The sequence below is a fragment of the Mesorhizobium sp. M0058 genome (assembly GCF_040323095.1).
In the GTDB taxonomy this organism is placed as follows: Bacteria; Pseudomonadota; Alphaproteobacteria; order Rhizobiales; family Rhizobiaceae; genus Mesorhizobium.
Genome location: NZ_JAMYUQ010000003.1, coordinates 60,612 through 86,169 on the forward strand (window position 1 = coordinate 60,612; position 25,558 = coordinate 86,169).

Sequence of the window (25,558 nt, forward strand, 5' to 3'; positions counted from 1 at the left end):
TATACTTGCTGTGAGTATAAGGGATGTCAACCCCGCGCCAGCGGCAATTTTGTCCCGGCGATGAGCCTATCGTCGAGAACGGCGTGGCGGAAACGGAAAAGCTTCGCTGGCCGGCCGCCGGTCTCAGTGGTGGCCTCTCCGGTCTCCTCGACCAGCTCCTGCTGTTCGATCAGTCGGCGAAAGTTCGGCTTGTGGATGAGCCTGCCGGCGAGCGCCTCCACGGTTCGCTGCAGCTGCAAAAGCGTGAAGACCGGCGGCATCAGCTCAAAGACGACTGGGCGGTATTTGATCTTGGAGCGCAGCCGCGCAATGCCGGTCGCCACGATGCGGCGATGATCGGCGACCATGGACTTGCTGGGCACCAGCGGCGGGGGTCCTGCGTCCCGCCCTCTTACGGCCTCTTGGACCAGGCCTGCTTCGTAGACTAACTCATAGCGTTGAAGCGTGAGTTCCTCGTTCCAAAGGCGGTCGTCGAAGCCAAAGGCTATCGTCGCCCGCTGCCAGCGTTCACGTCGCGTGGCCGAATCGCCAACGCCGTTTGCCCATTCGATCAGGCGCGGCCGCAGAACGTCCAGCACGACCGCAGGCGTGCCGGAGCGGTGGTCCTCCCATGGAAAATATTCATACCAACTCTGCCATCCGCACTTGGGCGAGCCCGCTGCCTGTTCCTTGCGCGTCAATGCGAGATAGCTGATGGAGATGACGCGCTGCTGGCGCTCGGCGCCGATGCGATCCCGATCCGCGAACGTGTAGAGTTGCTCAATGTACCCCAGCCGATGGCCGGTTTGCTGCTCGACCCACCCCCTCAAGCCGGATTGCAGCGATCGGTGCTCAAGCGCAAAGGGACCGGAGGGCAAGGTGTCCGCCTGGCCGATGGTGAGGACACAGGGTTGACTGCCGTTTACGGCGACCACAAAGGCGATCAAGTCCACTTTGACGTTGTCGGCCTTGCCGGCGGCTCTGTCTTTCCTGAGTCCTATTGCCTGATCGTCCATTATTTGGCCAGCTCGGGGGCACCTTAATCGATTTAGTGTAAGCGTGCCAATTGGCACGTCAACACCCCGCAGCTGCATGGCCATTTTTTTGCTCTTCGCACCTGCACAAAAATGTGCCAAAGGCGACAGCTGCAGCTGGTAACGTAGGGGAAGGAGGGTCCCATGAGCGCTTATGGTGACACCAGGGCGATCACACCGCCGGATATTCGTTCGCGCAAAGGTGGGACGCCGCTCGTCTGCCTTACCGCCTACACCACCCCAGTCGCCCGGCTTGTCGATCCCCATTGTGATGTGGTGCTCGTCGGCGACAGCGTCGGCATGGTTCTCCACGGCCTGCCCTCGACGCTCGGTGTCACGCTGGAGATGATGATCACGCACGGCCAGGCGGTGCGCCGTGGCATCAAGCAGGCGCTGATGGTGGTCGACCTGCCGTTCGGTTCCTACGAGGAAAGCCCAGAGCAGGCTTTCCGCAATGCCGCGCGCGTCATGGCCGAGACCGGCTGCACGGCCGTCAAGCTCGAAGGCGGCGAAGCGATGGCAGAGACGATCGGCTTCCTCGCCGCACGCGGCGTGCCCGTCATGGCCCATGTCGGATTGACGCCGCAGGCCATCAACACCATCGGTGGCTACCGCGTACAGGGCAGGGGCGGGGATGCCGAGCGCATCAGGCGCGACGCAATTGCGGTGGGCGAAGCGGGCGCCTTTGCGGTCGTCCTGGAGAAGGTTCCTGAGGCGCTCGCCCGCCGGATCACCAAGGAGGTGGCGACCCCGACCATTGGCATCGGTGCCTCGGCAGCCTGTGACGGCCAGATTCTCGTCGTCGACGACATGCTGGGCCTCTTCGGCGACTTCCGGCCCAAGTTCGTCAAGCGCTATGCTGAACTCCGGGAGGCGGCTGCGGCTGCGATCGCTTCCTATGCGCGCGAGGTGAAGGAGCGCCAGTTTCCCGCCGCAGAGCACGTGTTTGCCGATGCGCGCAAGCCCGCCGACACGGACGCCACCAAGAGCGGAGAAGCAGCGTGAGCGTGCCGATCGTCAGGAGCGTTGACCAGCTTCGCGAAAGCGTCGCCGCATGGCGCTGCGAAGGTGTGAGGATAGCCCTGGTGCCAACGATGGGCGTCCTGCATGAGGGCCATCTCAGCCTGGTGCGCGCTGCACTCGAGAAGGCAGACCGTGTGATAGTGACGCTCTTCGTCAACCCGAAGCAATTCAACAGCCAGGCCGATCTTGCCGCGTATCCCCGCACCGAGAACGAGGATGCCGCCAAACTGGCACCGGTTGGCGCGCACCTGCTTTATGCGCCAGATGCAGAGGAGATGTATCCGGCGGGCTTCGCCACCACCGTTTCGGTTTGCGGTGTCAGCGAAGGCCTGTGCGGTACATTCCGGCCGGGGCATTTCGACGGCGTGGCGACCGTCGTCGCCAAGCTCTTCCTGCAGACCAGCGCTGACTTCGGCTTCTTTGGCGAAAAGGACTTTCAGCAAATTCACCTGGTCAGGCGCATGGCCCAGGATCTCGATATTCCAATCACCATTGTTGCCTGTCCGACAGTCCGTGAAGCCGACGGTCTTGCGCTATCATCGCGCAATGTGCGGCTCTCGCCAGCGGAACGCGCTGTTGCTCCCAAGCTATCATCGGTCCTGCTCAAGACGGCTGAGCGGCTTGAGCGCGGCTCACCCATCATGCCAACGCTTGCAGAATCTCGCGCAGCAATTCTGACTGCAGGCTATCGCGAGGTCGAATACCTGGAACTTCGCGATGAAGCAGATCTGCAGCCGATAACAAGCCTCGATCGACCGGCACGGTTGCTTGCCGCCGCCTGGCTCGGCGGCACACGGCTCATAGACAACGTCAGACTATTTCGGATTGGTTCAACAGATTAGCCACGTTCTCGGCACGCGCCGTATTCGTCCGGGATCATCTAAAACAAGGTCTCTGCCTGGCATTGAGCGTTACGGAGGTTACGCACAGGACACATGCATCGCGTGTTTGAGAACTTCGTCGAGCAACTGTCTGCAAGTGTTGATGCTGCCGATCTCTGTGAGGCAATGGCCTCCGCTGCAGCCGGCTTCGACTTCCCGCTATTCGCCTATTTCACCTACCCGTCAGCCTCCGGCGACGCCCCCCAATTGATTTCAAACTATCCTTCATCCTGGACGTCACGTTATCTGCAACAGCGGTACCACAGTCTCGATCCGGTCATCCTGCGCGGGCTGCAAGGCTGGGATACATTCGATTGGGGTGTGGATCGCGCTCGGCACTGTCTGCCGAATTCGCAGCAACAAATTCTAGAGAGTGCGGCTGAGTTTGGCATCTGCGGCGGCCTGACGATGTCCATGCATGATCATCTCGGCCGGTTTGCTGCCCTGACCTTTGCTTCCGACGAGTCCCGTCCGCCTCTGTTGCGGTCACTGGCACGTTACGAAAAAGCATTGCAGCTGGTGGCCATCAACTTTCATATCCATGTCCGGCGCAGGCTCGCCGATCATCGCGTGGTGGATGGTGTAACGCTCACCCCGCGGGAGTTCGAGGGCCTGAAATGGGCGGCGCGCGGCAAGTCGGCTTGGGATACTAGCCAGCTTCTCGGCGTCTCAAAGCGCACCGTGACCTTTCATCTGGAAAACGCCAAGGCAAAGTTTGGCGTTCGAACGATCAACCAAGCCGTTGCACGAATGGCTGCCTCCGGCCTGACGAGATCCTGATTCTCAGCCACGATACCTGTAAACCTCTACAGGCTGCATCGATGTCAGCTTTGCCCTTCGATGGCGGGAACACATCCCACATGGAGGCGACCATGATGCAACTGATAGCACCAGACTTTTACAACGAGTTTGCAGGCGAACTCAAAGAGATGCATGGGCTCAGGTTTCGGGTCTTCAAGGAAAGGCTCGATTGGGAAGTTGATACCGAAGACCAGATGGAATCCGATCCGTTTGATGCTCTCAAGCCTGTCTATCTGCTCCTCAAAGGATCCGACTGGCGAATTCGCGGTTGCGTGCGTCTTTTGCCCAGCACCGGACCCACAATGTTGCGCGACACCTTCCCGGTGCTGCTGGGTGCTGACGTCGTGCCCTCGACCACCGACATATGGGAGAGCAGTCGTTTCGCGCTCGATCTTCCTCCGTCGGCGCCCAAGGCAGCGGGCGGGCTGGCCCAGGCGACCTACGAGCTCTTCGCGGGCATGATCGAGTTCGGCTTGGCCAAGGATCTGACCCGGATCGTAACGGTGACGGACACGCGCATGGAGCGGATCCTCCGCCTTGCTACGTGGCCATTGTCGCGCATCGGAGAACCCAAGTGCGTCGGCAAAACGGAGGCGGTGGCTGGGTTTCTCGAGATTTCCCACGCGAGCCTTTTGCGAATCCGCAGCAGGGGACGTCTGAGCGGACCGGTACTGTGGCAACCGGTTCTAGGCCCGTCAGCATAGCGCCATTGTGGACACCTGTGCCATGAAGGATGCTGGTTTGCCCAAGGAAGCGACGGTCGGCCTTGTATGCTGGCCGGACTGGCGTCGCCAGGACGCTTACCACTACGCCAGACGATTGCCACGGACTGGCTGGGCCTGGGAGTTTCTTCGGCGCAATCCACAATTCCAGCGCGACCACGCCAAAATGGCACCGTCCGCCTGCTTTGTCGGAGCCCAGGCCGACATGAAGATAATCGAGTTGACGACAGAATCAGCTTTCCTAAGACAATGGAGCCTCCTTTTTCGCGGACGCGCCACAGTCGGACGCTACATCGGCGAGGGTCTTTTGGGATCCGCGCGATTGCGCCTGTATTCTACGAGCGGCCGCGGAGCCGCTGGGGCTCGACCACGATTTTGAACCGCTTCACCTTTCATCGCTCTCATGCTGCAAGGACATCCTGCTGACAGCTGCGGGCATGCAGCACGTGCTGCTGAGGGAGAACTGCCGGAGTCTGCAGATCGCCGTTTCCGGTGCGTCCGTCCTCCGCCCGTTGCGGCTATATGTCGACGCAATCCTTCAGCCGCAGCACCTCAAGTTCCATGTCGCTGCCCTTCAGTTCCTGAACGACATCAATGATTGCCGCCGCGTGTCAGCTGCTTGCTTTCCGCCGGAACACCGCGGAGCGCGTCTGCGTATTGTACTGCAGGCTTTGGATGGCTCGCTCGCGGGAGCATCTCATCAGGAGGTCGCCATTGCCTTGTTCGGGAGACGCCGTGTCGAAGAAGATTGGCGTCATCCAGGCGGCCATCTTCGCGATCAGGTACGCCGCGCCATCCAACGTGGCCGCTACCTGATGGGCGGCGGCTACAGACAGTTCCTGAGGTAATTGGGGTGGTTGCGATTGTCTTATCCGAACGCGCAACCTCCATTTCTCACTGCAATGGTGCGTTGCACAAAACGTGGCAAGCGCCTAGTTCTTCCGCGGCGAATCGGGTTTCGGCGAAACACCGGGACCCAACTTCGTCGATAAGTGCATTCATGACCTGAGGACCCCGATGACCGTTATGAACTCCGACAAAGCCGGCGCTGCAAGCCTTGAGACAATCGCGCGAAACGGCAGCATGCTGCGTCGCATAGCCGTACGCATTCCGACCTACCTGTCGGATATTCGCGAAAATCCGGCGTGGCTGCCCATGTTCATGTTGGCGCGCACCATGCCGGCACGGAGAATGCACTGGCGTGGTGCAAAGCCGGTCCGAAGGCCGCAAAGAGCCCAGGACACGATGTTTGCCGGTGTCAATTGCCACGACGTTGTCGACGCGCTGCGGATGGATGGGCTTTTTCCCGGCCTTGTCCTGCCTGCAATGGTGGCTGAAGATGTAGCCGCATTCGCAAGGTGCACACCTTGTTTCGGCAATTTCGATCGCCGACTCGAATTCATGCCGGCGGAGCATGCGGAGGCTGAGGCGCGATTTGGCCGTCCGTTGCTCAGCGGCCATTATTTCGAGCGCATTCTGGGCTGTAAGTCGGCCGTTGCCATCCAAAACGATCCGCTGCTCATGGATATCGCCGCGCACTATCTCGGCGGCCAGGCGACGCTGATCACGACGCGCGTCTGGTGGAGCTTCCCGACCGGCCAGGCGTCGGACGCCGACAAGAACCTGGCTTCGCTCGGCAAATACCATTTCGACCTGGACGACTGGCGGATGTTGAAGTTCTTTTTCTATCTAGTGCCCGTCGACGAGGGGACCGGCCCGCATATCTATGTTCGCGGCAGCCATGATCGCCGCGCCCTCAAGCACCAATTTACGCTTGTCGTCGGCCATCCAGCGCAAGAGATTCTGGACGTCTACGGCAAGCAGAGTCCGGTCACGCTGACCGGCAAGGCCGGTTTCGGTTTCGTCGAGGATCCGTTCGGGTTCCATATGGGCACCGTGCCGTCGCACAGGCCACGGCTGATGATGGAAGTTGGCTTCGGCGTTTCTCCTCCATCGCGCCGCCGCTTCCATGGCGAGCCTGTGATCCGCTGATTTCGAAAAGTCCCGAAACAGCCTTCCCGTTGTGAGGCAAGATAAGGCTATGCGGCTGGCGCAATGAGTCTCGCCATTGCTCCAGCTTCCTCGAGATCGCCTGCCGCGCGAAGCCTCAGATGCTCTTCGAAAACCTCCTCTACGGACCGAGTCATCTCGGGTCTCCTTTGGAGTCACCGGAAGGTGGTGCACAGCCGTATCGTGCTTCGCAATCCTGAACGACTGCGAGGGGCGGTTTGTTCCTCGCGTGGCGCATGCAGCGGTGCCGGCATGACAGCTTCGTCTTGGATCCCGATGCTCGGCAACGTCGGCGGTGAAGGCTCTGTCTAGGCGGCTTACCCGGACATGACTCCAATGCAGGAAATCGACCATCTCCTGTTCGAGCACATTCGTTGGCGATCACCGTCGCGGCGCTACGGACGCCGCGGCGCCTGCGGTCAATGCAGTTTGCCGACTAGCCGAGCGTATTCGGCTTCAGCCCTGCCATATGACCCATCTGCCAGCGCAATTAGACGCGCGCGATCAAGAATGACTACCTCTCCTCGCCTTGAGCGTATCAGACCTTGGCCCTCCAAGGTTTGCAGCGCTATGGTGACGCCGGGCCGCCTGACACCGAGCATAACTGATAAGAACTCGTGCGTAATCGCAAAGCTGTTCCCCTCGACGCGATCATCACACATCACCAGCCATCTTGAGAGCCTATCGACGATGTTCATCCGGGCATTGCTGAGCGCGGTGAAGCTTGCCTGGAGGTGAAAGTAGTGAACGTAGCGGAGCAGAAAACTTCGCAGGGTTGGGCTTGTCAAAAGCGCCTTGGTGAAGAGGCCCGCGTCGATAACAAAGGCTCGGGCTTCTAATTGGACGTAACAATCGTGCGTTGACCGGTCATCGCCCATGATAAGCGCTGAGCCGGTCATACCCTCACAACCTATGATTCCGATCTCAGCTTCAATACCAGGCCGCAGTTCGCCCACCACTGACCCGAGACCGCTCTCGAAGAAGTACACGGTTCTGATTGGAGACCCCGCCACTTCGAGATGCGTCTTCAGTCCAAGGGAGACGCTTTCCAAATGAGGTTGCAGCAAGGCCAAATCTGCCGAGCACATTCGAAGCAGCAGCGAATCGCGATAGATGGAATTTTGGCCGGTGTCGCATTGCGCGGCAGTGTGAGTTTGTGACCTGGAGTCTGTCATAGCTCCCTCTCCCTATTGGGGCGGAAGCATGTTGATCGCTCACACCGACGGACGCCCTTAGAGTTGCCGTCGATGCCACACTGTATGCCTGCGGACCGCGGATGTCCCATTTTAACTGCGTTGATCGGCGCCAGCCAGGGTTTGGCGCACCCGCTCTAAGGCCGCATTCAAATGCTCCAGAAATTCGTCATCGCTTTTGGTCGCCAAGCCGACTTGTCGAGCGCGAGTTACAATGCGCTCCTGGAGTGAAACCGCTGTCTCGTAGTGGTCGACGATCATCTGAAATGAAGCGCTCATTGGGGCGGATTCAAAGAGCTGTGCCATTGTGGCAATGTAGTTCCACGATGATGAGAGTCCATGCGGCCGCCGCTTGGGTAACAATCGTACAATATACCCAAGACTGGCCGCGCTCTTTGGTTAGCCTCCCAGTAATCCAGTAGCCTTGCGAGGCGCAGCTTCTCGTCGCCCTTCTCCTCGTGACCCGGCCGACCAGTCCCGGCTTCAGCCATTCCGCCTTGTCCTTCTTATGCTCCTTCGGGACCGGGACGCCGACCTCGCCCTGCACACGATCCCATAGCGTTTGCCTCTTGTCGGCCTTGAAGGCTAACATCGCCCGCCCTTGTAGGACCGCTTTTCAGCCATGATCACCTCGGGGCGCTGAACGAAGCGCGTGCTTGTCGACTCTGTCGGTCGTCGCAGACGCTTACGGAGGCCTCACCGAAGAGGGCGATGCGCACTCCGGCTCGACGACGGCTGTCGCAAATCAGACTGCTGTGGGATGCACCACCATCGATCGGTACTAGGATTCTCAACCTCGGCAATAAGCTCCTCTGTACAGCAAGCGACCTTCCTGCCTAGCAATACCAAAAGCCAAACCCCGCCGCAGATGCATATCCCTGGCAGCACGCGTCGGTCTTTGGCCACGCATCTGCCAAACCGAAATCAAGTAGCCCGCCATCGCGCGACCCTCAACGCGATCTTGATCATTGCAGTCGGGCAATAACTCATCTCTTTGGACTTGGTGGTGATATATAGGCGCCCAAGCCAGCGCTAATATTGCATGGAGCTAAAATGCCCGCTAAGATTTCTTGGGTGTTAGCTGGCGGGTATTTGATGGGGTTTGGTCGTCTAGGCGCGGTCGCTCTGGTTCTGGCGTTATTCATCAGCAGCGCTCATGGCCAAGAATCCTGCGACCCTAACTACACAGGCGCCTGTGTTCCAATCGCCAGCGATGTCGACTGTTCCTCCGGAAAGGGCAATGGTCCCGCATACGTACACGGGCCGGTCTCTGTCGTAGGCACCGATATCTATGATCTTGACCGAGACGGCGACGGAATAGGTTGCGAAAACGGCTAGAGGAGGCAAGTCGCCCTCCAACTTCATGACGGCACCAGCCCATCCGCTGTTGATGGTAACGGTCATCTCCGAGTTGAGGGTGAGCAACGTTCCCAGCCATTTGCATCAAATATTAGGACCTCGTAAATGCGACTTATGGCGACTCTGCGGTACGACGGTCGAACACCGTCCACGTCTCATCCGTCTCCTGCCATACGTTTGTCAGTTGGTAGCTGATTGTAGAATGTGCCAGTAACCGGGGATGCTGATCGCGTTCCACATGCGCGAGCCCTGATGCGCGTCAGTTATTTTTACTCTCCGAGAGACCACTGGCCCGGGCGATGTTTCTCCGAGAAGAACAAAGAGGTAGATGGTTCCGGCATGGTCCCACCAATGCTTTCCCCTTGTGAACGGCATCCAAACTTTTCGGCGGGCTTGAACAGCGGCCGCCTTTGGCGGCTGTCGTAGGGCTGATGATAGACTCCATTCCAGCTCTTTCTAATGTGTCGTCCGAACAGTGAACGAAAGTAGAACATGTAATTCAACGCGAATTGACCGTGAGAGGGATGAGCTCCAATTTGGGTCATGCCTGACGCTGCTGGAAGACGAAATTGCGGTGGCGACTGGAAGCTCAGCGATGCCCCAAATGAAATTGGGCAGCTGGTGCTGTCCGCTGCGGCGCTATGACGTCAGACGATGGTATCTGCCGAATGACCTGGGAATCTTCGGGGACGTCGAGGCCGGTCGTGGTCGGAAGCAAACTGAGTTGCAGGCGGTGCTGTAGGAACGAGTATATGCAAGCTGAGACGCCTGTCGCCGTCTCCGCGTTCCAGGCCGACGTTCTCCTCGTTCCGAGGCTTGGTGAGCGATACGGGTGCGCCTGAGTGTCAATGGCGCATTTAGCAACGGCCTGGTACACGATTCACCGCCCTGCGAGCTGATCGAAACTGGCTTGGTCGATTGCATCGTAATAGCGCCGCCCACCAGGAAAGATTTTTCTATCGTTTGCGGTTGGGGTCGCATGACGCGATTGTCGGACGCAACAAGCCAGCTTGGCAATAGGCAGAGGCTGTCCACACTGTACTCCCTAGTGCCCAATCCATACCTAACGAGACCGCCATGCCGTCACCTCCAGATTTCACCGACGATTTTCGCTCCGGGCTGATCACGCTGCTGCTGGCGCAGGGATGTGCGGCGCTTCGAGCCAACGGCTCTGCCAGAGGGTACGCTGGAACGCCTGCTCGAGCTCGCCAGCATTGCGCCCTCCGTTGGCCTCAGCCAGCCCTGGCGCTTCGTAGTGGTCGAGAGCCTCAAGCGGCGCACTGCCGTGAGAGACTGCTTCGAGCGCTGCAATGCCGAGGCGCTCACGCGCTTTTCGGGAGAGCGCGCCGCACTCTATGCCCGGCTGAAGCTTGCCGGGCTCGACGAGGCGCCCTGTCAATTCGCGGTCTTCGCCGACCACACGACCCGACAAGGCCATGGGCTCGGTCGCATGACCATGGCGGCGACCATCGACTATTCGGCCGTCATGGCAGTGCACACACTGTGGGTGGCGGCGCGGGCGGAGGGCATCGGCATGGGCTGGGTGTCGATCCTCGATGCGACCGAGATGGCCGAAATTCTCGACACGCCGCCCGAATGGACGCTGATCGGCTATTTCTGCCTCGGCTATGCCAGCGAGGAGCACGACATGCCGACCTTGGAACGCGAATGCTGGGAACATCGGCGGCCGCCGGTGGTGATCAGGCGGTAGTGGGGCTGCCTATCATTCGCCTCTTCCGTGGCGATGAGCTTGACGCAGATCGGGTCGCCCTTCGCCACGTTGCCATTCCGACCGAAGCCGAGGTTCGTGTTCTTGCAAAGGCTAGGAAAGAGCAGCATGACAAGCGCGACCGCAGCGAAGATGGCGCTTGCGACAACCGGGCTGAAGCCGGGCATGGAGGTGGTCGACCTCTGTTGCGGGGCGGCTGTGCCGATCGCCACAATCGCCCGCCATGTCGTCGCACTACGCCGACCAGCTGGAGGCCGCGCAGCGCCGGCTGACCGGCGCCGGCGCGACCAATTGCGAATTCGTCGCCGGCTATGCGCTATGAACTCGCTACTCTGGTGTCACGCCCCGTCGACTTCGTCTTCACGGCCAACGCCTTCGACGGCGTCCCGGACCGACCGCGGCTGGCACGTGCCGTGCGCGAGGCGCTCGCCCCCGGCGGACATTTTGTTATCGTCAACTGACACCGGCAGCCGCGCGAGACGACGACGGTCCTGAAGCGAACTCAGGCTGTCGCCAAGACAGACCATCGCCGATGCCCAAGTCGGCGGCACAATGCTCCTACCCGCAGGCCCGTCGTCCGTCCACTGTCCAAGGCCTCCTGGCCTTTCTGAGGCCGTGATCCTGCCGCGGGTGTGAGTTTGCGATCCTCATAAGAGCGTCAGGCGCGAATAGAAGTTTGGGTCGTGGCCCCACAGCGGCCGACCTATCCATCGGGTGGATGGTAGTTATCACAACAATCGATTTTACCAATATTATGGATTACTACTACAAGGCCGCCACTTAAAGCGGCCGGACGGTATCCGTCTCGCGTGGGCTGGTGCTGCCCGCAAAGATGCGGAGACGAACATGTGCGGGATTGTTGGCATCGTTGGGCAACAGCCGGTGTCGGATCGGTTGATCGGCGCGTTGAAGGGTTTGGAATATCGCGGCTATGATTCCGCCGGCGTTGCGACGATCATCGAGGGTGCCTTGCACCGCCGGCGCGCCGAGGGCAAGCTCGTCAATCTCGAGACGCGACTGAAGGAAGAGCCGCTGAGCGGCAACGTCGGCATCGGCCACACGCGTTGGGCAACCCACGGGGCCTCGACCGAACGCAATGCGCACCCGCACTTTAGCGACGGTGTCGCCGTAGTCCATAACGGCATCATCGAGAATTTCACCGAGCTGAAGGACGAATTGGCGGCGGATGGCGCCGAGTTCCAGACCGACACCGACACCGAGGTCGTTGGGCATCTCTTGGCAAGATACCGCCGAGAGGGCATGAGGCCGCAAGAGGCCACGCGTGCCATGCTGAAACGCGTCAAGGGCGCCTATGCGCTTGCCATCCTCTTCGAAGATGAACCGACGACCATCACGGCGGCGCGCAACGGACCACCGCTCGCGATCGGTCACGGCGACGGCGAGATGTTCCTGGGCTCCGACGCGATCGCCCTTGCTCCTTTCACCAATGAAATTACCTATCTCATCGACGGCGACTGGGCCGTTGTCGGCAATTCGGGCGCCCATATCTTCGATATCGACGGCCGTCCCGTCGAGCGTCCGCGCCATATCTCCACGGCCGCGGCCGATCTGGCCAACAAGGGCAACCATCGCCACTTCATGGAGAAGGAGATTTACGAGCAGCCCGAGGTCATCGCCCATGCTCTCCGTCATTACATTAACATCATAGACAGTCGCGACATGGTTCCTGGCATTGATTTCGCCAAGGTCCCGAGCTTGGCGATCTCTGCCTGCGGGACCGCCTATTTCGCCGGACTGATCGGAAAATACTGGTTCGAGCGCTATGCGCGCCTGACGGTTGAAATCGACGTTGCGTCCGAATTCCGTTACCGCGAGATCCCGTTGCCGCCGCAGTCGGCGGCTCTTTTCATCTCGCAGTCCGGCGAAACCGCCGATACGCTTGCGTCATTGAGGTACTGCAAGGAGCGTGGGCTGAAAATTGGCGCTATCGTCAATGCCTGCGAATCGACCATCGCTCGGGAGGCCGATACGGTTTTCCCGATCCTTGCCGGACCGGAGATCGGCGTCGCCTCTACCAAGGCTTTTACCTGCCAGCTTGCCGTTCTAGCAGCACTCGCCATCGGCGCGGCCAGAGCCCGCGGGACCGTCCCCGAAGACGAGCTGCAGGGGCTCGTCAGGAGCCTCGCCGAATTGCCGCGCGTGATGGGCCACGTACTCGAGAGCATCCAGCCGGAAATCGAGTTCTTGTCGCGCGAACTGTCAAAGTGTCGTGACGTCCTGTATCTCGGCCGTGGCACCAGTTTCCCGCTAGCGATGGAAGGTGCGCTGAAGCTCAAGGAGATTTCCTACATCCATGCCGAGGGCTATGCAGCGGGTGAATTGAAGCACGGGCCGATCGCATTGATAGACGAGAACATGCCAGTGATCGTCATCGCGCCCCATGACCGTCTTTTCGACAAGACCGTTTCCAACATGCAGGAAGTGGCTGCCCGTGGAGGGCGGATTATCCTCATCACCGATGAAAAAGGGGCAGCCGTATCAAAACTCGAAACCATGCACACGCTCGTGCTGCCGGTTGTCGACGAGATTATCGCGCCAATGATCTTCTCGCTCCCGATACAGCTTCTAGCCTACCACACGGCGCTCTTCATGGGGACGGATGTAGACCAGCCGCGCAATCTCGCAAAATCGGTCACGGTCGAATGATTGTGAACCTGTACAGGTGGCGATGCGCCTCCAGGAAAGCGGTACCCCTTGTCTGGATCCGAAGCCCGGATCAAACCAGATGACCATTGTTTGCTGCAATTGCGAAACTCGGTAGCGGTTACGAGCGGGTCTTTCGCTGCCTCGCCGGTGGAGATTGCCGAAGCTGGCAGTGTCCGTGCCGAAAGTTCGAGTTGCTGTTCAAGAAAGCCATCGGCGAGAATGGTCCACGAAGGATCGCAGGTCGCATGCGCTACGCCGACCAGGCTCTCAGCACGGGTAGCCTTGATACTTGATCAGAAGCAGGTGAGCCGCCATATTCCGGCCCGGCCAGTTCAGCGGCCCATCCCATGCATGAGGCCGGTTCGGCCGAATGGACGACCATTTTTTTTATTTGCTAGGTGTGCGCCGCGGGGAGGAATCTCCGAGGGAGCTCCCAGTTCTTGGAGATGTCTATGAAGGATTCGCGCATTCCCGAACCAGTCTTGACGGCTATGTCCCAGGGAACCCACATCGTCCGCGCTTATCGCGAGCACCTTGGATATTCGATCGACGACCTGGCGGTCGCGTGCGGGCTGGCCGCTGAGAAAATCCAAAACATCGAGCGAGGTCTGAGGTACAGCAAGGGCTATCGGGATCGGATAGCGAAATCGCTTTCCATACCTGTGGGAATTCTTGAGTCGGAGTTGGACGTTTCGGACGCCGCCTGATCAGTCGGATGACCTGCAATGGGTGGACTAGCTGTTGTGATGTGAAGCTTGCGGCTGATGTCGACTTTTGATTCGATTGGATGCGAATGCCTTCTGGCGCAGCTCGCCGAACAACAAAGCGATATAGCCGCCCGGAGTGCTACGAAACGTGCACGACGGCATCGGCTCGCGACGAAGGATTGTAACGGCGAACTCTTCCTAGTTCGGCAAGGCGATGCTGGCTTGAGCATCAACTCGGCCTACGGGCTGAATCGTCCAACATGGCGAGTCGCGCCGCTCTGAAATTGACATGGCGGGCATCCTGACGTTTCCGGGTTGACTATGGGCGTTCGAACCACGAAAAGGGGCCGCTCTTCGTGAGTGGCGTGCGCCGGCAGTCTGACCCCCAAGCCCCCCGCCCAGGCTGCCGGCGCGCTTCTAGAAAGATCGAAGTAGGCACTCGCTTGCGCTCTACCCGCTCACACCTTGTGGTTCCTCCTGCGGGTCCAGCGGACCACTGGGTGTCGCCAGTTCTGGTGGTTACGCGCGTCCATTTGCGATCTCGTTCAGTGAGTGCACCGCAAGCACCCTCTCTGCTAGCCTGAAAAATTCATGGGGGTTGGTGGATGTGGCGCAAGCCTTGAAATGACGTAGGATTTGGTTGCTTAAGCCGATCCGAAATTTCCCGGAGACCACACCCACCATGAACGATCTTGCGCTGCCGCTGAGCGGTTTGTCATCAGTCGGCGGCAAGTCCGTCGTCGCCCGTTTCGGCGGCATGCTGTCGTCCAACAGCGGCGTTCTGGCCTTGGCCGAGGTGGAAAAGCGGTTGCGGATGGCCGAGCGTCTGCCGCGTTGCATCGACGATCCGCGCTGCCCGGACCAGGTCGTCCACAGCCTGGCGGACATGATCGGCTTTCGCATGAAGATGATCGCCGCGGGCTACGAGGACGGCAACGACGCCAACCGGCTGCGCCGCGATCCGGTCTTCAAGATGGCCCAGGATGCGCTGCCGTCGGGTCGGGATCTGGCGTCGAAATCGACGCTGTGCCGGCTGGAGAACCTACCCGGCGTGCGGGAGTTGGTCGATGGGACGGGCGATGGTCGATCTCTATTGCGCCTCGTTCCGGCAGGTGCCGAAGCGGATCGTACTCGACATTGACGACACCTTCGACGCTGTGCACGGAGGCCAACAGCTTCGCCTGTTCAATGCCCACCATGACGAGTACGGCTTCCAGCCGATCGTCGTGTTCGATGGTGCGGGACGGTTCGTCAGCGCGATCCTGCGACCGGCCAAGCGGCCGAGTGGGGCTGAGATCCGCCCCCACCTGCGCCGTCTGGTGCGGGCGATCCGGATCAACTGGCCGAACATTCGAATCCTGCTCCGCGGCGATAGACATTATTGCAACCCGCAGGTCATCGACTGGTGCCGCGCCAACGACGTCGACTTCATCTTTGGCCTCGCGCCCACCACGACCCTGCGCAAGCATGTCGCGGATCTGGAGGCCAGCACGACGGCACGCTTGCAAGCGTCGGCCAAGACAGGCAAGGTCCGCAGGTTCAAGGAGTTCGTTGACGGCGCCCGCGGCGCGGCCGGGCCGGCAGCACTCAGGCGGCTATAACGGGCGCAGAGCCGACCCTGAGGCTTCCAGACATTGTCATGTACAGCTTCGGACCCTCAAGCCGAGCCCGCAGGGCCTCGCTTACCTTTTACGGGGCGGCGGTACGTCCAAGCCGCTTCAACAGTTAAGAATTTCGCAAAGACGATACCCCCGGATCGTCGAGCTTCCGCTGCCACTTCCCGCATTCGCCGAGGCGGTCAATGACCCGCCCTTCACAATAGTTATCTGGCAAGCATCTGGATGCGAAAGATAATGTTGCCGGAGGCATCTCTCATGGCTTCTACACCTGCCTGAACGCCAGAACCGCGTTCGTGCCGCCAAAGGCGAAGGAGTTGCTCAGTGCCACGCGCACCTTGCGCTCGCGTGCCACATTGGGCGTGACGTCGAGATCGCAATCGGGGTCCAGCTCACGATAATTGGCAGTCGGCGGCACGACGCTCTCGCGGATAGCCATCACGCAGGCGATCAACTCGAGCGCGCCGGACGCGCCGAGGCAATGCGCGTGCATGGACTTGGTAGAAGAAATGGACATTGAGAAGGCGTGCTGACCGAAGACTCGCTTGATCGCCGCCGTCTCGATCTGGTCGTTGGCCTTTGTGCCGGTGCCGTGCGCGTTGAGATAGTCGACATCCTCGGCGTCCAGCCTGGCATCGGCAAGGCAGGCCCGCATTGCTGCCTCCGGCCCCTCGACAGTCGGCGCGACGATGTCGGACGCATCGGCGGAAAGGCCGGCACCGGCAATTTCGGCAAGGATGGTGGCGCCCCGAGCCAGGGCATGCTCGTAGCTTTCCAGCACCGCCATGCCGGCGCCTTCACCAAGCGATAGGCCCTGGCGATCGGCCGAGAATGGCCGGCAAGCATCGGGCGAAAGCACGCGGATCGCTTCCCATGCCTTCAGCACACCCCATATGAGCGGCGCTTCGCTGCCGCCGGCAAGCATCACGTCGGCCCGGCCGTGCCTGATCTGGTCCACCGCGCAGGCAATCGCATGGTTTGCCGAGGAACAGGCGGACGTGACGCCGAAGACCGGCCCGCGCAGGCCGAGACTCATGCTGACCTGGCCGGCAGCGGCACCCGGCATCGCCTTGGGTACAGTCAAGAGAGCGGCACGCTTACCGCCCAGCAGGATGGCGCGGTAGGTTTGCTCGATCGCATCCCACCCGCAGCCGCCAACGCCCACCGTCGCACCGAAGCGATAGCTATTTCCCTCTTTGGAGGAAAGTCCGGCCTGACGCATGGCTTCGCGCGCCGCAAGAACAGCGAGCAGGCTGAAGCGGTCCATGGAGATGAGTTGCTTGCGGTCGATGTCATGCTCCGGCAGCGCTTTGATCTCGGCACCAATCCTGACCCTCAATTCATGGAGCTCGGAGTTGACGATTGGGCCGATGGCGGAGCGGCCTTCTCGCATCTCTGTCCAAATGGCGGCGGTGTTGGTCCCAAGCCCGCAAATCCCGCCAATCCCAGTAATCACGACGCGCCTGTCCATTCACACCCCCGTAGCGAGCAAGCTGCGCACGGCTTCCACCATGTCCCCAACATTCTGGAGATCCGACCATGCCTCGGCCGTATTCATCTCGATCTCGATGCCGTAGGCCTGCTCCAGGTCCCAGAGAACGTCCGCCAATCCCAGTGAATCGATACCGAGCGAAGTCAGTCTCGTGGCAGCCGTTATCTCGCCGCCTGTGGCAGGCGCTATGCCGCCCTCCGACGCGGCGCGCTTCTTGATCATGGCGATTATTTCGTTGGCGAGTTGATCTGCCATCTTGTTCCTTTCCAGCTTGCGTTTTCGGCGTCGTTCAAAACCCGAGTCGCGTCGCGTTGCCAAAATTGCCCCTCATGGAGCCCTGTGCGCCGACCAAGCCCAATGCCCATAGGAACCGGACGAGTTCCGGCTTCTGCGGCGTCAGCCCGATGACGAAGAAAAGTCGCCGGCCTCCCGCTTTTGCGCCAGCACATCAAGAATCTGCGTGTAAATGGATAGGAACCGTCGTCAAACGTCAGCTAAACGCTGCGACGGTGGGTGCTGTCAGCGTATTCACTCGGCACCTCATATGTAATCGAGATGTTTCATAGCTCCGGACCAGTTGCGATCAACTATTGTACCGGTCCGCCATTCGTCGGAGAGTTCGACATGATCGGAGCGCTGCCTCTCATTTCCAGTACAATCTCCACCGCACGCGACAGATTTCCTCTTTCGGGCTCTTCTCAAGGGACTCGCCACGCGATAGGGGCAGTGATCGGCGCACTTGAGATCCTGCCAGGTCCATGCGACATTCCGGAAAATTGGTAAAATCCTTTGTTTCAATCAAATTCATCCACGCTATGGATAGCTAAGACATTCGTTTCAAAGGGCTCGATCTGAATCTTCTCGTCGTTCTCGACGCGCTGCTGAGCGAGCGCAGCCTCACGGCGGCGGCACGCCGCATCAACCTAGCCAAATTCATGGGGGTTGGTGGATGTGGCGCAAGCCCGTTGAAATGACGTAGGATTTGGTTGCTTAAGCCGATCCGAACCATTTCCCGAGACCACACCCACCATGAACGATCTTGCGCTGCCGCTGAGCGGTTTGTCATCAGTCGGCGGCAAGTCCGTCGTCGCCCGTTTCGACGGCGGCATGCTGTCGTCCAACAGCGGCGTTCTGGCCTTGGCCGAGGTGGAAAAGCGGTTGCGGATGGCCGAGCGTCTGCCGCGTTGCATCGACGATCCGCGCTGCCCGGACCAGGTCGTCCACAGCCTGGCGGACATGATCGGCTTTCGCATGAAAATGATCGCCGCGGGCTACGAGGACGGCAACGACGCCAACCGGCTGCGCCGCGCTCTCGACACCTTCGACGCTGTGCACGGAGGCCAACAGCTTCGCCTGTTCAATGCCCACCATGACGAGTACGGCTTCCAGCCGGATCGTCGTGTTCGATGGTGCGGGACGGTTCGTCAGCGCGATCCTGCGACCGGCCAAGCGGCCGAGTGGGGCTGAGATCCGCCCCCACCTGCGCCGTCTGGTGCGGGCGATCCGGATCAACTGGCTGAACATTCGTATCCTGCTCCGCGGCGATAGCCATTATTGCAACCCGCAGGTCCGACTGGTGCCGCCCCAACGACGTCGACTTCATCTTTGGCCTCGCGCCCACCACGATCCTGCGCAAGCATGTCGCGGATCTGGATGCCAGCACGACGGCGCGCTTCGAAGCGTCGGCCAAGACAGGCAAGGTCCGCAGGTTCAAGGAGTTCGTTGACGGCGCCGCTAGTTGGAGCCGCGTCGAGCGCATCATCGCGCGGGTCGAGGTCGGCGCCCACGGTGGCGATATCCGCTTCGTCGTCACCAACCTTGCCGGTGGGAAGGCCAAGGCGCTCTACGAGGATGTCTACTGCCGGCGCGGCGCGGCCGAGAACCACATCGTGGAAGACGCATCTTGCCGCCGACCGCACATCCTGCACCAGAGCGACGGCCAACCAGTTCCGGCTATTCCTGAATGCCGGTGCTTACTGGTTGATGTGGGGCTTGCGGGCCGCGATGCCGAGGCGCTCGAGCTTTGCCGTCGCCCAATTCGACACGCTGCGATTGCGCCTCATCAAAATCGCTGCGCGGGTGGTCGAGATGAAATCGCAAATCCGCCTGCACCTGCCGACATCGTGCCCCGACCAGCGCATCCTGCGCATCGTCCTCGATCGCATCCCCCAACTCGCGACATAACGATGGGCGCAGGCGCCCGAAACGAACCCGCCGACCGCAACCTGTAAACCCCCGCCTGCCATCACGACGGATCATCGCCGGCACCCGACGAGGCTTGTCAAAATGCACAGGGCGGCCAGATCGCCGATGCAGGCCGCCGAAAGCTCATCGCCGTGCATCAAGGCGGCTAGATGGCAACGAGGCTTATGCCGCCCGTGCATCGCAGCTCCATATGCATGAGGGGTCGTCGCTTCAAAATACTTGATACATTTGCGCTTGCGTAGCTCCTTGCATGCGCGCGATGCCAGGAGGAGACCTCTGTCTAAACGCTCGCATCGATGCAACGCCGTTGACACCATCATCGCGGCGACCGCTTTGCCACGGCCGCCGCAGCCCTTTTCGAGCATCACGATCATGCCGGCGCCATCGCAGTGATGCACATGCAAATTCAGAGATGCACTCTGGCCATATGCTAGGTGCCCAGCATATGTCCGGCATCCCGCAACGCCGCTACGAAAAGACGGGCATTGCCGTTGGCATCCATCTTGGCCTGCATCGACAGGGGCATCCTGTGCCAGCTCTCCAAGGCCGCAATGTAATGTGAGAACATACCGTTAACGATGCAATAGTGGGTAACTAGGCCGTGTCCGTCTAACGCCAGCACGCCGAATTGGCCGCCGTGATATCGGATGGCTGCGACCCGCTGGACCTGCGCGTCACCGTCGATCCGAACGTCGAAAAGCAGGCTGCCGCGGCTCCTGGTGGCTATCTCGGCGGCTTTTTCAGCGAAGCTCAACGAGAGCGAGCGGACGCTTTCGACTGCCATCTGTAAAACCATCAAGTTCAGTTCATCCACTGCCATGAGGTACCTGTGCGCAAGACATGGGTGATTGCAATCGACCACACCGCTTGTTCACAGATGTCGGCTCACGACCGGTTATTCAGGGTTCGCCGGTCATCCATTGAGGGCGTGCTCATCAAAATGCTCCTGAAGTGGAATGCGCTGCTTCTACGAAACGCAAGGAGCAGGCCAGCCAAGCTGTCGCGACAATTGACCTCATAATCCATCCCGATATCTGGATTTCGGCATCGCTGAACATCCCTGATTAGTGAGCTGTTTGCGGCAAGCCCATCTCGGCTTTGTACCCCGAAACCGTTGCACCGGCGTCGCTCGGCGCTCGGGACCGCCAGGCTCTGCTCGTCGAGAACTTTGTCCCCGAGAAGCGTTCGACTCTGAGCATTCCGCTCAAGGGTGACGTCTCGTCCGTGTCCTTGCAGCTCACCGCGAAGGCTTTTTGCGCATCGCACGCAAGCGCACGAATTGGTCTCCGTTCACTTCACAAAATGGTTTTCCTGAAGTACTTGAGCGCAGAGAAATCTCCGGTCGCAGCCTACCCGGTTAAAACATGGACCCAACGATGAAGACTCTCGTCGTCTGCTCCGGCGGATTGGATTCCGTTACTCTTGCCCACAAGGTGGCAGCGGAGCACCAGCTTACCGGCCTGCTATCGTTCGATTACGGCCAACGGCATAGGAAGGAATTGGGCTTCGCCACCCTTTGCGCGGAGCGCCTGAGTGTCCCGCAGCGAATCATCGATATCCACGAGATCGGCGGCGGCCTTTCCGGCTCCGCGCTGACCGACAATGTGGACGTGCCCGACGGGCACTATGCCGAAGACACGATGAAGATAACCGTGGTGCCCAACCGGAACGCCATCATGTTGGCCATTGCCTTCGGCCTCGCCGCAGCGCAAGACGCTGACGCAGTGGCGACGGCCGTGCATGGTGGGGATCACGTTGTCTATCCCGATTGCCGTCCGGCCTTCATCGACGCTTTCCAGATGATGCAGGACCACGCGCTCGACGGCTACGCGCAGATTCGCCTTTATGCACCCTATGTGAACCTGGCGAAGGCGGACATTGTTACGGATGGAGCCACATACGGCACGCCGTTTGCGCAGACCTGGTCCTGTTACAAGGGCGCCGAGCGTCATTGCGGGAGGTGCGGGACCTGCGTCGAGCGGCGTGAGGCGTTTCACATCGCTGGGCACCCGGACCCAACGGAGTATGAGGACTCCGACTTCTGGCTCGGAGCGCTGCGAAGGACCACCGCGTAATGTTCCGCATCACCAAGGAATTCCACTTCTCAGCCTCGCATCAGCTCACCTCATTGCCACCCGATCACCAATGCGCGCGCCTGCACGGACATAACTACATCGTCGAAGTGGAGCTTTCAGCGGATGGACTGGACGATCACGGCTTCGTGCGCGACTACCATGACTTGGCGCCATTCAAACGCTACATCGACGAGAGCTTCGACCACCGACATCTCAACGACGTGCTGGGACACGAGCAAGTCACGGCGGAATATCTGGCCAGACATTTCTACGAATGGTGCAAGGCACGCCTGAGCGAAACCGCGGCCGTGCGGGTGAGCGAAACGCCGAAAACCTGGGCGGAATACCGGCCATGACGAATACTCATCCCGCAATCCGCGTTAGCGAGATTTTCGGGCCGACGATCCAGGGCGAGGGCGTGCTCATAGGTTTGCCGACGATCTTCGTCAGAACCGGCGGGTGTGACTATCGCTGTTCCTGGTGCGACAGCCTCCATGCTGTGGACAATCAATTCCGCCATGAATGGGAGATGATGTCCGTTGGCGCGGTGTGGAAAAATGTGCTTGCCCTTTCCGGTGGCCGCCCGCTGATGGTGTCGCTATCAGGCGGCAATCCGGCCATCCAGCCGCTCGGCGCGCTCATCGACCGGGGCCATGGTGACGGTTACCGTTTTGCGCTGGAAACCCAAGGGTCGCTTGCCAGGGACTGGTTTGCGCAGCTTGACGTGCTGATCCTCAGTCCAAAGCCGCCGTCAAGCCAAATGACGACAGATTGGGCCGCTGTCGAGGCGTGCCTCCAGGCGGCACAAGGCAAGCCCCAAGTCGTGCTCAAGCTCATTGTTTTCGACGAAAGGGACTACACCTACGCGAAAGACGCCGCTGCGCAATTTCCGCAACTTCCGATCTATCTGCAGCCTGGCAATCACACGCCGCCACACCCCACAAATGATGACGCGCCTGTCGACCTTGACGGAATATTGAAGCGCATGGAGTGGCTGGTTGACAGCGTGACCCGCGACCGATGGTTCGAGGCCCGCGTGCTACCGCAGCTGCACGTTGTGCTCTGGGGTAACAAGAGAGCCGTCTAGCCCAGGCCCTTTCCACTGGAACTGCGCCGGCAGAATTCGGGTGAACGGGTGGTTCAGGTCGAAGGGAGCTGTCGCCTACAACCATGATCCGACAGGCAGGGCTCGAGCGGACGATTTCGTCGCTGCGCCAAGACGCGTCTGGTCCGCTCCGAATCTTGTCTCGATAGACGGTCGCCGATCAACAAACGTACCGCGGTCCATGATCGACTGAGAGGCATGACCGTTCCTCTGAGTGCTCAGACTGCCGCCGAGTGCTTGGCCGTTCCAGCTTCGAAATATTTGTCGAACCTGGCCGCGATGCTTCGGATGAAAGGGCGACTTTCAGCCGGCACAACGAATCTGTCGCCATCAAGTTCAAGCAATCGAACCGGATCGTGGAGGGCCATGGAACTTGACTGAAGGAGGAGCCTCTGGCCGGCCTCGCCGAAGCGTTCCACCAGATCGATGGCCGAGAAGGCGAAGTCGCACATCAAACGCTCGATGATCCAGCCGCGAACGCGGTCGTCGTTGGAAAGTGCGATACCCCGAACAGCGGCCAGCCCGCCGTCATCAACCGTGCATCGATATTCGCTGGTCGAAGGCATGTTCTGCGCATAGCCCTGCCGAAACTGGCTGATGGACGATGGGCCTAACCCAATCAAGGTTTCGCAGCAATCGTCGGTGTAACCCTGAAAGTTCCGGTGCAGTGTTCCGGCGCGGGCGGCAAGGGCCAGGGCATCGCCGGGTTTGGCGAAATGGTCGAGGCCGATTGCTTCGTACCCCTGGTCCACGATCGCCCGCGCCGCCAGTTGCGATTGAGCAAATCTCTCCGCGGGACCGGGCAGCCATGCCTCGTCTATCATCGTCTGATGTTTCTTGAACCACGGCACATGGGCGTAGCCAAAAAGCGCTATCCTGTCCGGCTCCAGGGTCAGTGCCTGCGCGACCGTTGAGGAAACGCTCGCCCTGGTCTGGTGCGGCAGGCCGTACAGCAGGTCTAGATTGACGGATTCGACGCCGCGCGAACGAACACCGTCGACTACCGCTTTGGTCTGCAAAAAGCTCTGCTCGCGGTTGATTGCCTTCTGAACCTTCGGATCGAAGTCCTGGACGCCGAGGCTCGCACGAGTCATGCCGATTTCGGCAAGCGCATCGAGGCGGGCTCCATCCATATCGTTGGGTTCGATTTCAACGCTGATCTTGGCGCCGGGAAGAAAGCCGAAGCTGTTGCGCAGGGCCGTTCCCAGCGCCACCATATCTTCGGGTTTGAGGATGGTCGGCGAACCGCCACCGAAATGGACGGCACGGACGCGACCCTTGCCTGCGACAAGACTGGCGACGGTGGCGATCTCGGCATGCAGTGAGCGCAGATATGTGGTCACCGGTTCGTAATGGCGTGTCTGCTTGGTATGGCAGGCACAGAACCAGCAAAGCTTGTCGCAGTAAGGGATGTGCAGATAGAGCGAGATCTCGTCAGCACCGCCGAGCGCTTGCAGCCAGCCACGACAAACGGCAGCATCAACGCCTGGATGGAAATGCGGCGCGGTCGGGTAGCTCGTGTAGCGCGGGACGTTCTCGCCAAATCTGGCAACTAGCTTTTGTCGCATGTCGTGGTCCACCGTGTTTGCGTCGCCCGAACTGTGGATGCTTGGATGAGCCTAAGCCCTGATTTCGATCAACCTTCAGCACGGACAAACTGCCGCAAGGATTTTTCTACCGTGGATGCTATCCTGCCCGCACGGACCGGTAGAGCGATCGAATGACATTACGGCAGGATATTCACAGTTCCGGCATCCCCGTTCTTTGCCTGTCTTGCGAGGCACGGCGCCGCGGTGTCTGTGGCGCGCTAGAGCCAGACCATTTGGCTCAGCTCGCCAAGACGTCGTCGCGGCACAATATCGAGCCGGGGGTCGAACTGATCGGCGACGCCGAGGCGGTCGATTGTTATTCGAACGTGCTTTCAGGCGTGGTGAAGCTCACGAAGAGCCTGTCAGATGGACGCCAACAGATTGTCGGCCTGCAGTTCGCCCCGGATTTTCTGGGTCGGCCCTTCAAGATGAAAAGTGCGATCAATGCGGAAGCGGCAACAGCTGTCTCGCTATGCTCGTTTCCCAGAGCGGCCATCGAACGGATGATGAAGCAGTCACCCGAATTTGTGCATCGCCTGCTCAAGCAGGCGCTGAACGAACTTGACGAGGCCCGCGAATGGATGGTGACTCTGGGGCGCAAGACCGCACCAGAGAAGGTGGCGAGCTTTCTCCTCATGATTGCCCGGAACATCGACTCCAATGTTGACCCCGCGGCTAGGTCGGCGTGCTTCGAGCTGCCGATGACGCGTGCCGACATCTCTGATTTCCTTGGAATCACAAACGAGACCGTGAGCCGTCAGCTGACCAGCCTGAGAATGGACGGCGTGATTCGGATCGAGAACAACCGCCGCGTCACCGTGGACAGCATGAGCCGGCTGGAACGGCGCTGCGGCGGCCGAGGCGCTACAGCCGTTTGAATGACGCAGAAGCTGCATGGCCCACGCCACTTACTTCATTCGGGGCAGGGCATGCTCGCGTTGGGCTCAGAAGAAATCGCGTAGCGACAGCCCGTTCTCCATCCGATCGTATGCGCCAGTTGCCTTTCGGCTCGTGGGCGAAGCATCCACACTTGGCCGAAGTCAATACGCCTCATCCGCAGGGGAAAATCGCCGTCTCCCCAATAGCCATGAATGTCACGACGGCAGCGTAACGCTGGCGCTGGCTGTTCCAAGGCATTGAACGCGGGGTTCGGTAAGGCGTCGACCTGCTTTCCAGCGTCACAGAAGGTGCGCTCCCCCACACGCCCGCGGTCGCCTCCGCACCCGGGGCCCGACCGGGGACGCCAGGCCCCATCCATAAACGGGCGGCCGGTGGTGCGCTTCCACATTCGATCGTCGCAGTCTGATCGCACCGAACTCGATGCTGCTCGAGCAAAATGGTGCGGCTCTGACATGGATCAGGGCGAGCAGG

23 protein-coding genes and 4 pseudogenes are annotated in these 25,558 nt (G+C 60.2%); 18 read left to right on the forward strand and 9 right to left on the reverse strand.

Translation table 11 applies throughout. The features are described 5' to 3' along the window. Window positions 1-26 precede the first annotated feature (26 nt). Window positions 27-995 carry an NUDIX hydrolase gene (locus tag NKJ75_RS05510; RefSeq protein WP_023673634.1) on the reverse strand — a complete coding sequence of 323 codons (969 nt, stop codon included), beginning with the start codon at window positions 993-995 and terminating at the stop codon, window positions 27-29. Between the two features lie 162 nt (window positions 996-1,157). Here NKJ75_RS05510 and panB point away from each other — a divergent pair, with 162 nt between their 5' ends. The 7 genes from panB (at window position 1,158) to NKJ75_RS05545 (ending at window position 6,432) form a co-directional block, all read left to right on the forward strand. Continuing rightward, the gene (gene panB, locus NKJ75_RS05515; RefSeq protein ID WP_352499301.1) at window positions 1,158-2,018 is read left to right on the forward strand and encodes a 3-methyl-2-oxobutanoate hydroxymethyltransferase; all 861 of its coding nucleotides are present in this window, start codon (window positions 1,158-1,160) and stop codon (window positions 2,016-2,018) included. Beyond that, the gene (gene panC, locus NKJ75_RS05520) at window positions 2,015-2,878 is read left to right on the forward strand and encodes a pantoate--beta-alanine ligase (protein WP_352499302.1); all 864 of its coding nucleotides are present in this window, start codon (window positions 2,015-2,017) and stop codon (window positions 2,876-2,878) included. The genes panB and panC overlap by 4 nt, the downstream gene beginning before the upstream one ends. A gap of 93 nt (window positions 2,879-2,971) precedes the next feature. Next, window positions 2,972-3,697 carry a LuxR family transcriptional regulator gene (locus tag NKJ75_RS05525; protein ID WP_352499303.1) on the forward strand — a complete coding sequence of 242 codons (726 nt, stop codon included), beginning with the start codon at window positions 2,972-2,974 and terminating at the stop codon, window positions 3,695-3,697. A gap of 92 nt (window positions 3,698-3,789) precedes the next feature. Further along, on the forward strand, window positions 3,790-4,422 hold the full coding sequence (locus NKJ75_RS05530) for an acyl-homoserine-lactone synthase (protein WP_031206361.1): 633 nt from the start codon (window positions 3,790-3,792) through the stop codon (window positions 4,420-4,422). 22 nt (window positions 4,423-4,444) lie between these two features. Beyond that, the gene (locus tag NKJ75_RS05535) at window positions 4,445-4,819 is read left to right on the forward strand and encodes a transcriptional regulator domain-containing protein (protein WP_352447891.1); all 375 of its coding nucleotides are present in this window, start codon (window positions 4,445-4,447) and stop codon (window positions 4,817-4,819) included. 58 nt (window positions 4,820-4,877) lie between these two features. Beyond that, window positions 4,878-5,288 carry a DUF2285 domain-containing protein gene (locus NKJ75_RS05540; protein ID WP_023673629.1) on the forward strand — a complete coding sequence of 137 codons (411 nt, stop codon included), beginning with the start codon at window positions 4,878-4,880 and terminating at the stop codon, window positions 5,286-5,288. Window positions 5,289-5,457: 169 nt separating this feature from the next. Further along, window positions 5,458-6,432 carry a hypothetical protein gene (locus NKJ75_RS05545; protein WP_023708080.1) on the forward strand — a complete coding sequence of 325 codons (975 nt, stop codon included), beginning with the start codon at window positions 5,458-5,460 and terminating at the stop codon, window positions 6,430-6,432. Window positions 6,433-6,869: 437 nt separating this feature from the next. On the opposite strand, the gene NKJ75_RS05550 is transcribed toward NKJ75_RS05545, so the two are convergent. The 3 genes from NKJ75_RS05550 to NKJ75_RS05560 form a co-directional block, all read right to left on the reverse strand. Then, window positions 6,870-7,625: a Crp/Fnr family transcriptional regulator gene (locus tag NKJ75_RS05550; protein ID WP_352499304.1), complete on the reverse strand. Its 756-nt coding sequence runs from the start codon at window positions 7,623-7,625 to the stop codon at window positions 6,870-6,872. 111 nt (window positions 7,626-7,736) lie between these two features. Beyond that, window positions 7,737-7,949, reverse strand: coding sequence for a hypothetical protein (locus NKJ75_RS05555; protein ID WP_155921670.1), 213 nt, complete (start codon window positions 7,947-7,949; stop codon window positions 7,737-7,739). An 831-nt stretch (window positions 7,950-8,780) separates the two neighbouring features. Further along, entirely contained in the window at window positions 8,781-9,068 is a 288-nt protein-coding gene (locus tag NKJ75_RS05560; RefSeq protein ID WP_352499305.1) for a hypothetical protein, read from the reverse strand. A gap of 1,011 nt (window positions 9,069-10,079) precedes the next feature. Between NKJ75_RS05560 and bluB the strand changes: the two are divergent. The 5 genes and pseudogenes from bluB to NKJ75_RS05585 form a co-directional block, all read left to right on the forward strand. Further along, window positions 10,080-10,713 (forward strand): annotated as a pseudogene (bluB, locus tag NKJ75_RS05565) (5,6-dimethylbenzimidazole synthase). Window positions 10,714-11,066: 353 nt separating this feature from the next. Next, window positions 11,067-11,192 (forward strand): class I SAM-dependent methyltransferase, encoded by a 126-nt coding sequence (locus tag NKJ75_RS05570; RefSeq protein ID WP_352447890.1) that lies wholly within the window; start codon window positions 11,067-11,069, stop codon window positions 11,190-11,192. Window positions 11,193-11,577: 385 nt separating this feature from the next. Next, entirely contained in the window at window positions 11,578-13,398 is a 1,821-nt protein-coding gene (gene glmS / locus NKJ75_RS05575) for a glutamine--fructose-6-phosphate transaminase (isomerizing) (protein ID WP_023808082.1), read from the forward strand. A gap of 452 nt (window positions 13,399-13,850) precedes the next feature. Next, the gene (locus NKJ75_RS05580) at window positions 13,851-14,105 is read left to right on the forward strand and encodes a helix-turn-helix domain-containing protein (RefSeq protein ID WP_352499307.1); all 255 of its coding nucleotides are present in this window, start codon (window positions 13,851-13,853) and stop codon (window positions 14,103-14,105) included. Window positions 14,106-14,787: 682 nt separating this feature from the next. Further along, window positions 14,788-15,667, forward strand: a pseudogene (locus tag NKJ75_RS05585) (IS1380 family transposase); the annotation flags it as partial. 319 nt (window positions 15,668-15,986) lie between these two features. Here NKJ75_RS05585 and NKJ75_RS05590 read toward each other — a convergent pair. Both NKJ75_RS05590 and NKJ75_RS05595 read right to left on the reverse strand, forming a co-directional pair. Further along, on the reverse strand, window positions 15,987-17,192 hold the full coding sequence (locus NKJ75_RS05590) for a beta-ketoacyl-[acyl-carrier-protein] synthase family protein (RefSeq protein ID WP_023808085.1): 1,206 nt from the start codon (window positions 17,190-17,192) through the stop codon (window positions 15,987-15,989). Beyond that, on the reverse strand, window positions 17,193-17,468 hold the full coding sequence (locus tag NKJ75_RS05595) for an acyl carrier protein (protein WP_031206078.1): 276 nt from the start codon (window positions 17,466-17,468) through the stop codon (window positions 17,193-17,195). Between the two features lie 575 nt (window positions 17,469-18,043). Here NKJ75_RS05595 and NKJ75_RS05600 point away from each other — a divergent pair. Both NKJ75_RS05600 and NKJ75_RS05605 read left to right on the forward strand, forming a co-directional pair. Beyond that, window positions 18,044-18,145, forward strand: a pseudogene (locus NKJ75_RS05600) (LysR family transcriptional regulator); the annotation flags it as partial. A 97-nt stretch (window positions 18,146-18,242) separates the two neighbouring features. Beyond that, window positions 18,243-19,397, forward strand: a pseudogene (locus NKJ75_RS05605) (IS1380 family transposase). Window positions 19,398-19,468: 71 nt separating this feature from the next. Here the strand turns inward: NKJ75_RS05605 and NKJ75_RS05610 are convergent. After that, window positions 19,469-19,792: a hypothetical protein gene (locus NKJ75_RS05610; protein WP_023807036.1), complete on the reverse strand. Its 324-nt coding sequence runs from the start codon at window positions 19,790-19,792 to the stop codon at window positions 19,469-19,471. 56 nt (window positions 19,793-19,848) lie between these two features. Then, the gene (locus NKJ75_RS05615) at window positions 19,849-20,238 is read right to left on the reverse strand and encodes a hypothetical protein (RefSeq protein WP_023747260.1); all 390 of its coding nucleotides are present in this window, start codon (window positions 20,236-20,238) and stop codon (window positions 19,849-19,851) included. A 556-nt stretch (window positions 20,239-20,794) separates the two neighbouring features. Here NKJ75_RS05615 and queC point away from each other — a divergent pair. Genes queC through queE form a run of 3 tightly spaced genes read left to right on the forward strand, consistent with a single transcriptional unit; the run spans window position 20,795 to window position 22,580 of the window. Beyond that, window positions 20,795-21,493 carry a 7-cyano-7-deazaguanine synthase QueC gene (queC, locus tag NKJ75_RS05620; RefSeq protein WP_023807035.1) on the forward strand — a complete coding sequence of 233 codons (699 nt, stop codon included), beginning with the start codon at window positions 20,795-20,797 and terminating at the stop codon, window positions 21,491-21,493. Further along, window positions 21,493-21,849 (forward strand): 6-carboxytetrahydropterin synthase QueD, encoded by a 357-nt coding sequence (gene queD, locus NKJ75_RS05625; protein WP_023807034.1) that lies wholly within the window; start codon window positions 21,493-21,495, stop codon window positions 21,847-21,849. Before queC ends, queD begins: the two co-directional genes overlap by 1 nt. Further along, window positions 21,846-22,580, forward strand: a complete 735-nt coding sequence (gene queE, locus NKJ75_RS05630) for a 7-carboxy-7-deazaguanine synthase QueE (protein ID WP_023713158.1) — start codon at window positions 21,846-21,848, stop codon at window positions 22,578-22,580. Before queD ends, queE begins: the two co-directional genes overlap by 4 nt. 236 nt (window positions 22,581-22,816) lie before the next feature. On the opposite strand, the gene hemN is transcribed toward queE, so the two are convergent. Next, window positions 22,817-24,166, reverse strand: a complete 1,350-nt coding sequence (gene hemN / locus NKJ75_RS05635) for an oxygen-independent coproporphyrinogen III oxidase (RefSeq protein WP_352499308.1) — start codon at window positions 24,164-24,166, stop codon at window positions 22,817-22,819. Between the two features lie 152 nt (window positions 24,167-24,318). On the opposite strand from hemN, the gene NKJ75_RS05640 reads away from it, so the two are divergent. Next, window positions 24,319-25,065, forward strand: coding sequence for a Crp/Fnr family transcriptional regulator (locus NKJ75_RS05640; RefSeq protein ID WP_352499309.1), 747 nt, complete (start codon window positions 24,319-24,321; stop codon window positions 25,063-25,065). The last annotated feature ends 493 nt before the right edge of the window (window positions 25,066-25,558 follow it).

What these genes read in the sequence shown, in the direction of transcription:
- NKJ75_RS05510 (WP_023673634.1), bottom strand. Translation starts at nt 995, where the DNA reads ATGGACGATCAGGCAATAGGACTCAGGAAAGACAGAGCCGCCGGCAAG.
- panB (WP_352499301.1), top strand. Translation starts at nt 1,158, where the DNA reads ATGAGCGCTTATGGTGACACCAGGGCGATCACACCGCCGGATATTCGT.
- NKJ75_RS05525 (WP_352499303.1), top strand. Translation starts at nt 2,972, where the DNA reads ATGCATCGCGTGTTTGAGAACTTCGTCGAGCAACTGTCTGCAAGTGTT.
- NKJ75_RS05530 (WP_031206361.1), top strand. Translation starts at nt 3,790, where the DNA reads ATGATGCAACTGATAGCACCAGACTTTTACAACGAGTTTGCAGGCGAA.
- NKJ75_RS05535 (WP_352447891.1), top strand. Translation starts at nt 4,445, where the DNA reads ATGAAGGATGCTGGTTTGCCCAAGGAAGCGACGGTCGGCCTTGTATGC.
- NKJ75_RS05540 (WP_023673629.1), top strand. Translation starts at nt 4,878, where the DNA reads ATGCAGCACGTGCTGCTGAGGGAGAACTGCCGGAGTCTGCAGATCGCC.
- NKJ75_RS05545 (WP_023708080.1), top strand. Translation starts at nt 5,458, where the DNA reads ATGACCGTTATGAACTCCGACAAAGCCGGCGCTGCAAGCCTTGAGACA.
- NKJ75_RS05550 (WP_352499304.1), bottom strand. Translation starts at nt 7,625, where the DNA reads ATGACAGACTCCAGGTCACAAACTCACACTGCCGCGCAATGCGACACC.
- NKJ75_RS05555 (WP_155921670.1), bottom strand. Translation starts at nt 7,949, where the DNA reads ATGGCACAGCTCTTTGAATCCGCCCCAATGAGCGCTTCATTTCAGATG.
- glmS (WP_023808082.1), top strand. Translation starts at nt 11,578, where the DNA reads ATGTGCGGGATTGTTGGCATCGTTGGGCAACAGCCGGTGTCGGATCGG.
- NKJ75_RS05580 (WP_352499307.1), top strand. Translation starts at nt 13,851, where the DNA reads ATGAAGGATTCGCGCATTCCCGAACCAGTCTTGACGGCTATGTCCCAG.
- NKJ75_RS05590 (WP_023808085.1), bottom strand. Translation starts at nt 17,192, where the DNA reads ATGGACAGGCGCGTCGTGATTACTGGGATTGGCGGGATTTGCGGGCTT.
- NKJ75_RS05595 (WP_031206078.1), bottom strand. Translation starts at nt 17,468, where the DNA reads ATGGCAGATCAACTCGCCAACGAAATAATCGCCATGATCAAGAAGCGC.
- NKJ75_RS05610 (WP_023807036.1), bottom strand. Translation starts at nt 19,792, where the DNA reads ATGATCGTGATGCTCGAAAAGGGCTGCGGCGGCCGTGGCAAAGCGGTC.
- NKJ75_RS05615 (WP_023747260.1), bottom strand. Translation starts at nt 20,238, where the DNA reads ATGGCAGTGGATGAACTGAACTTGATGGTTTTACAGATGGCAGTCGAA.
- queC (WP_023807035.1), top strand. Translation starts at nt 20,795, where the DNA reads ATGAAGACTCTCGTCGTCTGCTCCGGCGGATTGGATTCCGTTACTCTT.
- queD (WP_023807034.1), top strand. Translation starts at nt 21,493, where the DNA reads ATGTTCCGCATCACCAAGGAATTCCACTTCTCAGCCTCGCATCAGCTC.
- queE (WP_023713158.1), top strand. Translation starts at nt 21,846, where the DNA reads ATGACGAATACTCATCCCGCAATCCGCGTTAGCGAGATTTTCGGGCCG.
- hemN (WP_352499308.1), bottom strand. Translation starts at nt 24,166, where the DNA reads ATGCGACAAAAGCTAGTTGCCAGATTTGGCGAGAACGTCCCGCGCTAC.
- NKJ75_RS05640 (WP_352499309.1), top strand. Translation starts at nt 24,319, where the DNA reads ATGACATTACGGCAGGATATTCACAGTTCCGGCATCCCCGTTCTTTGC.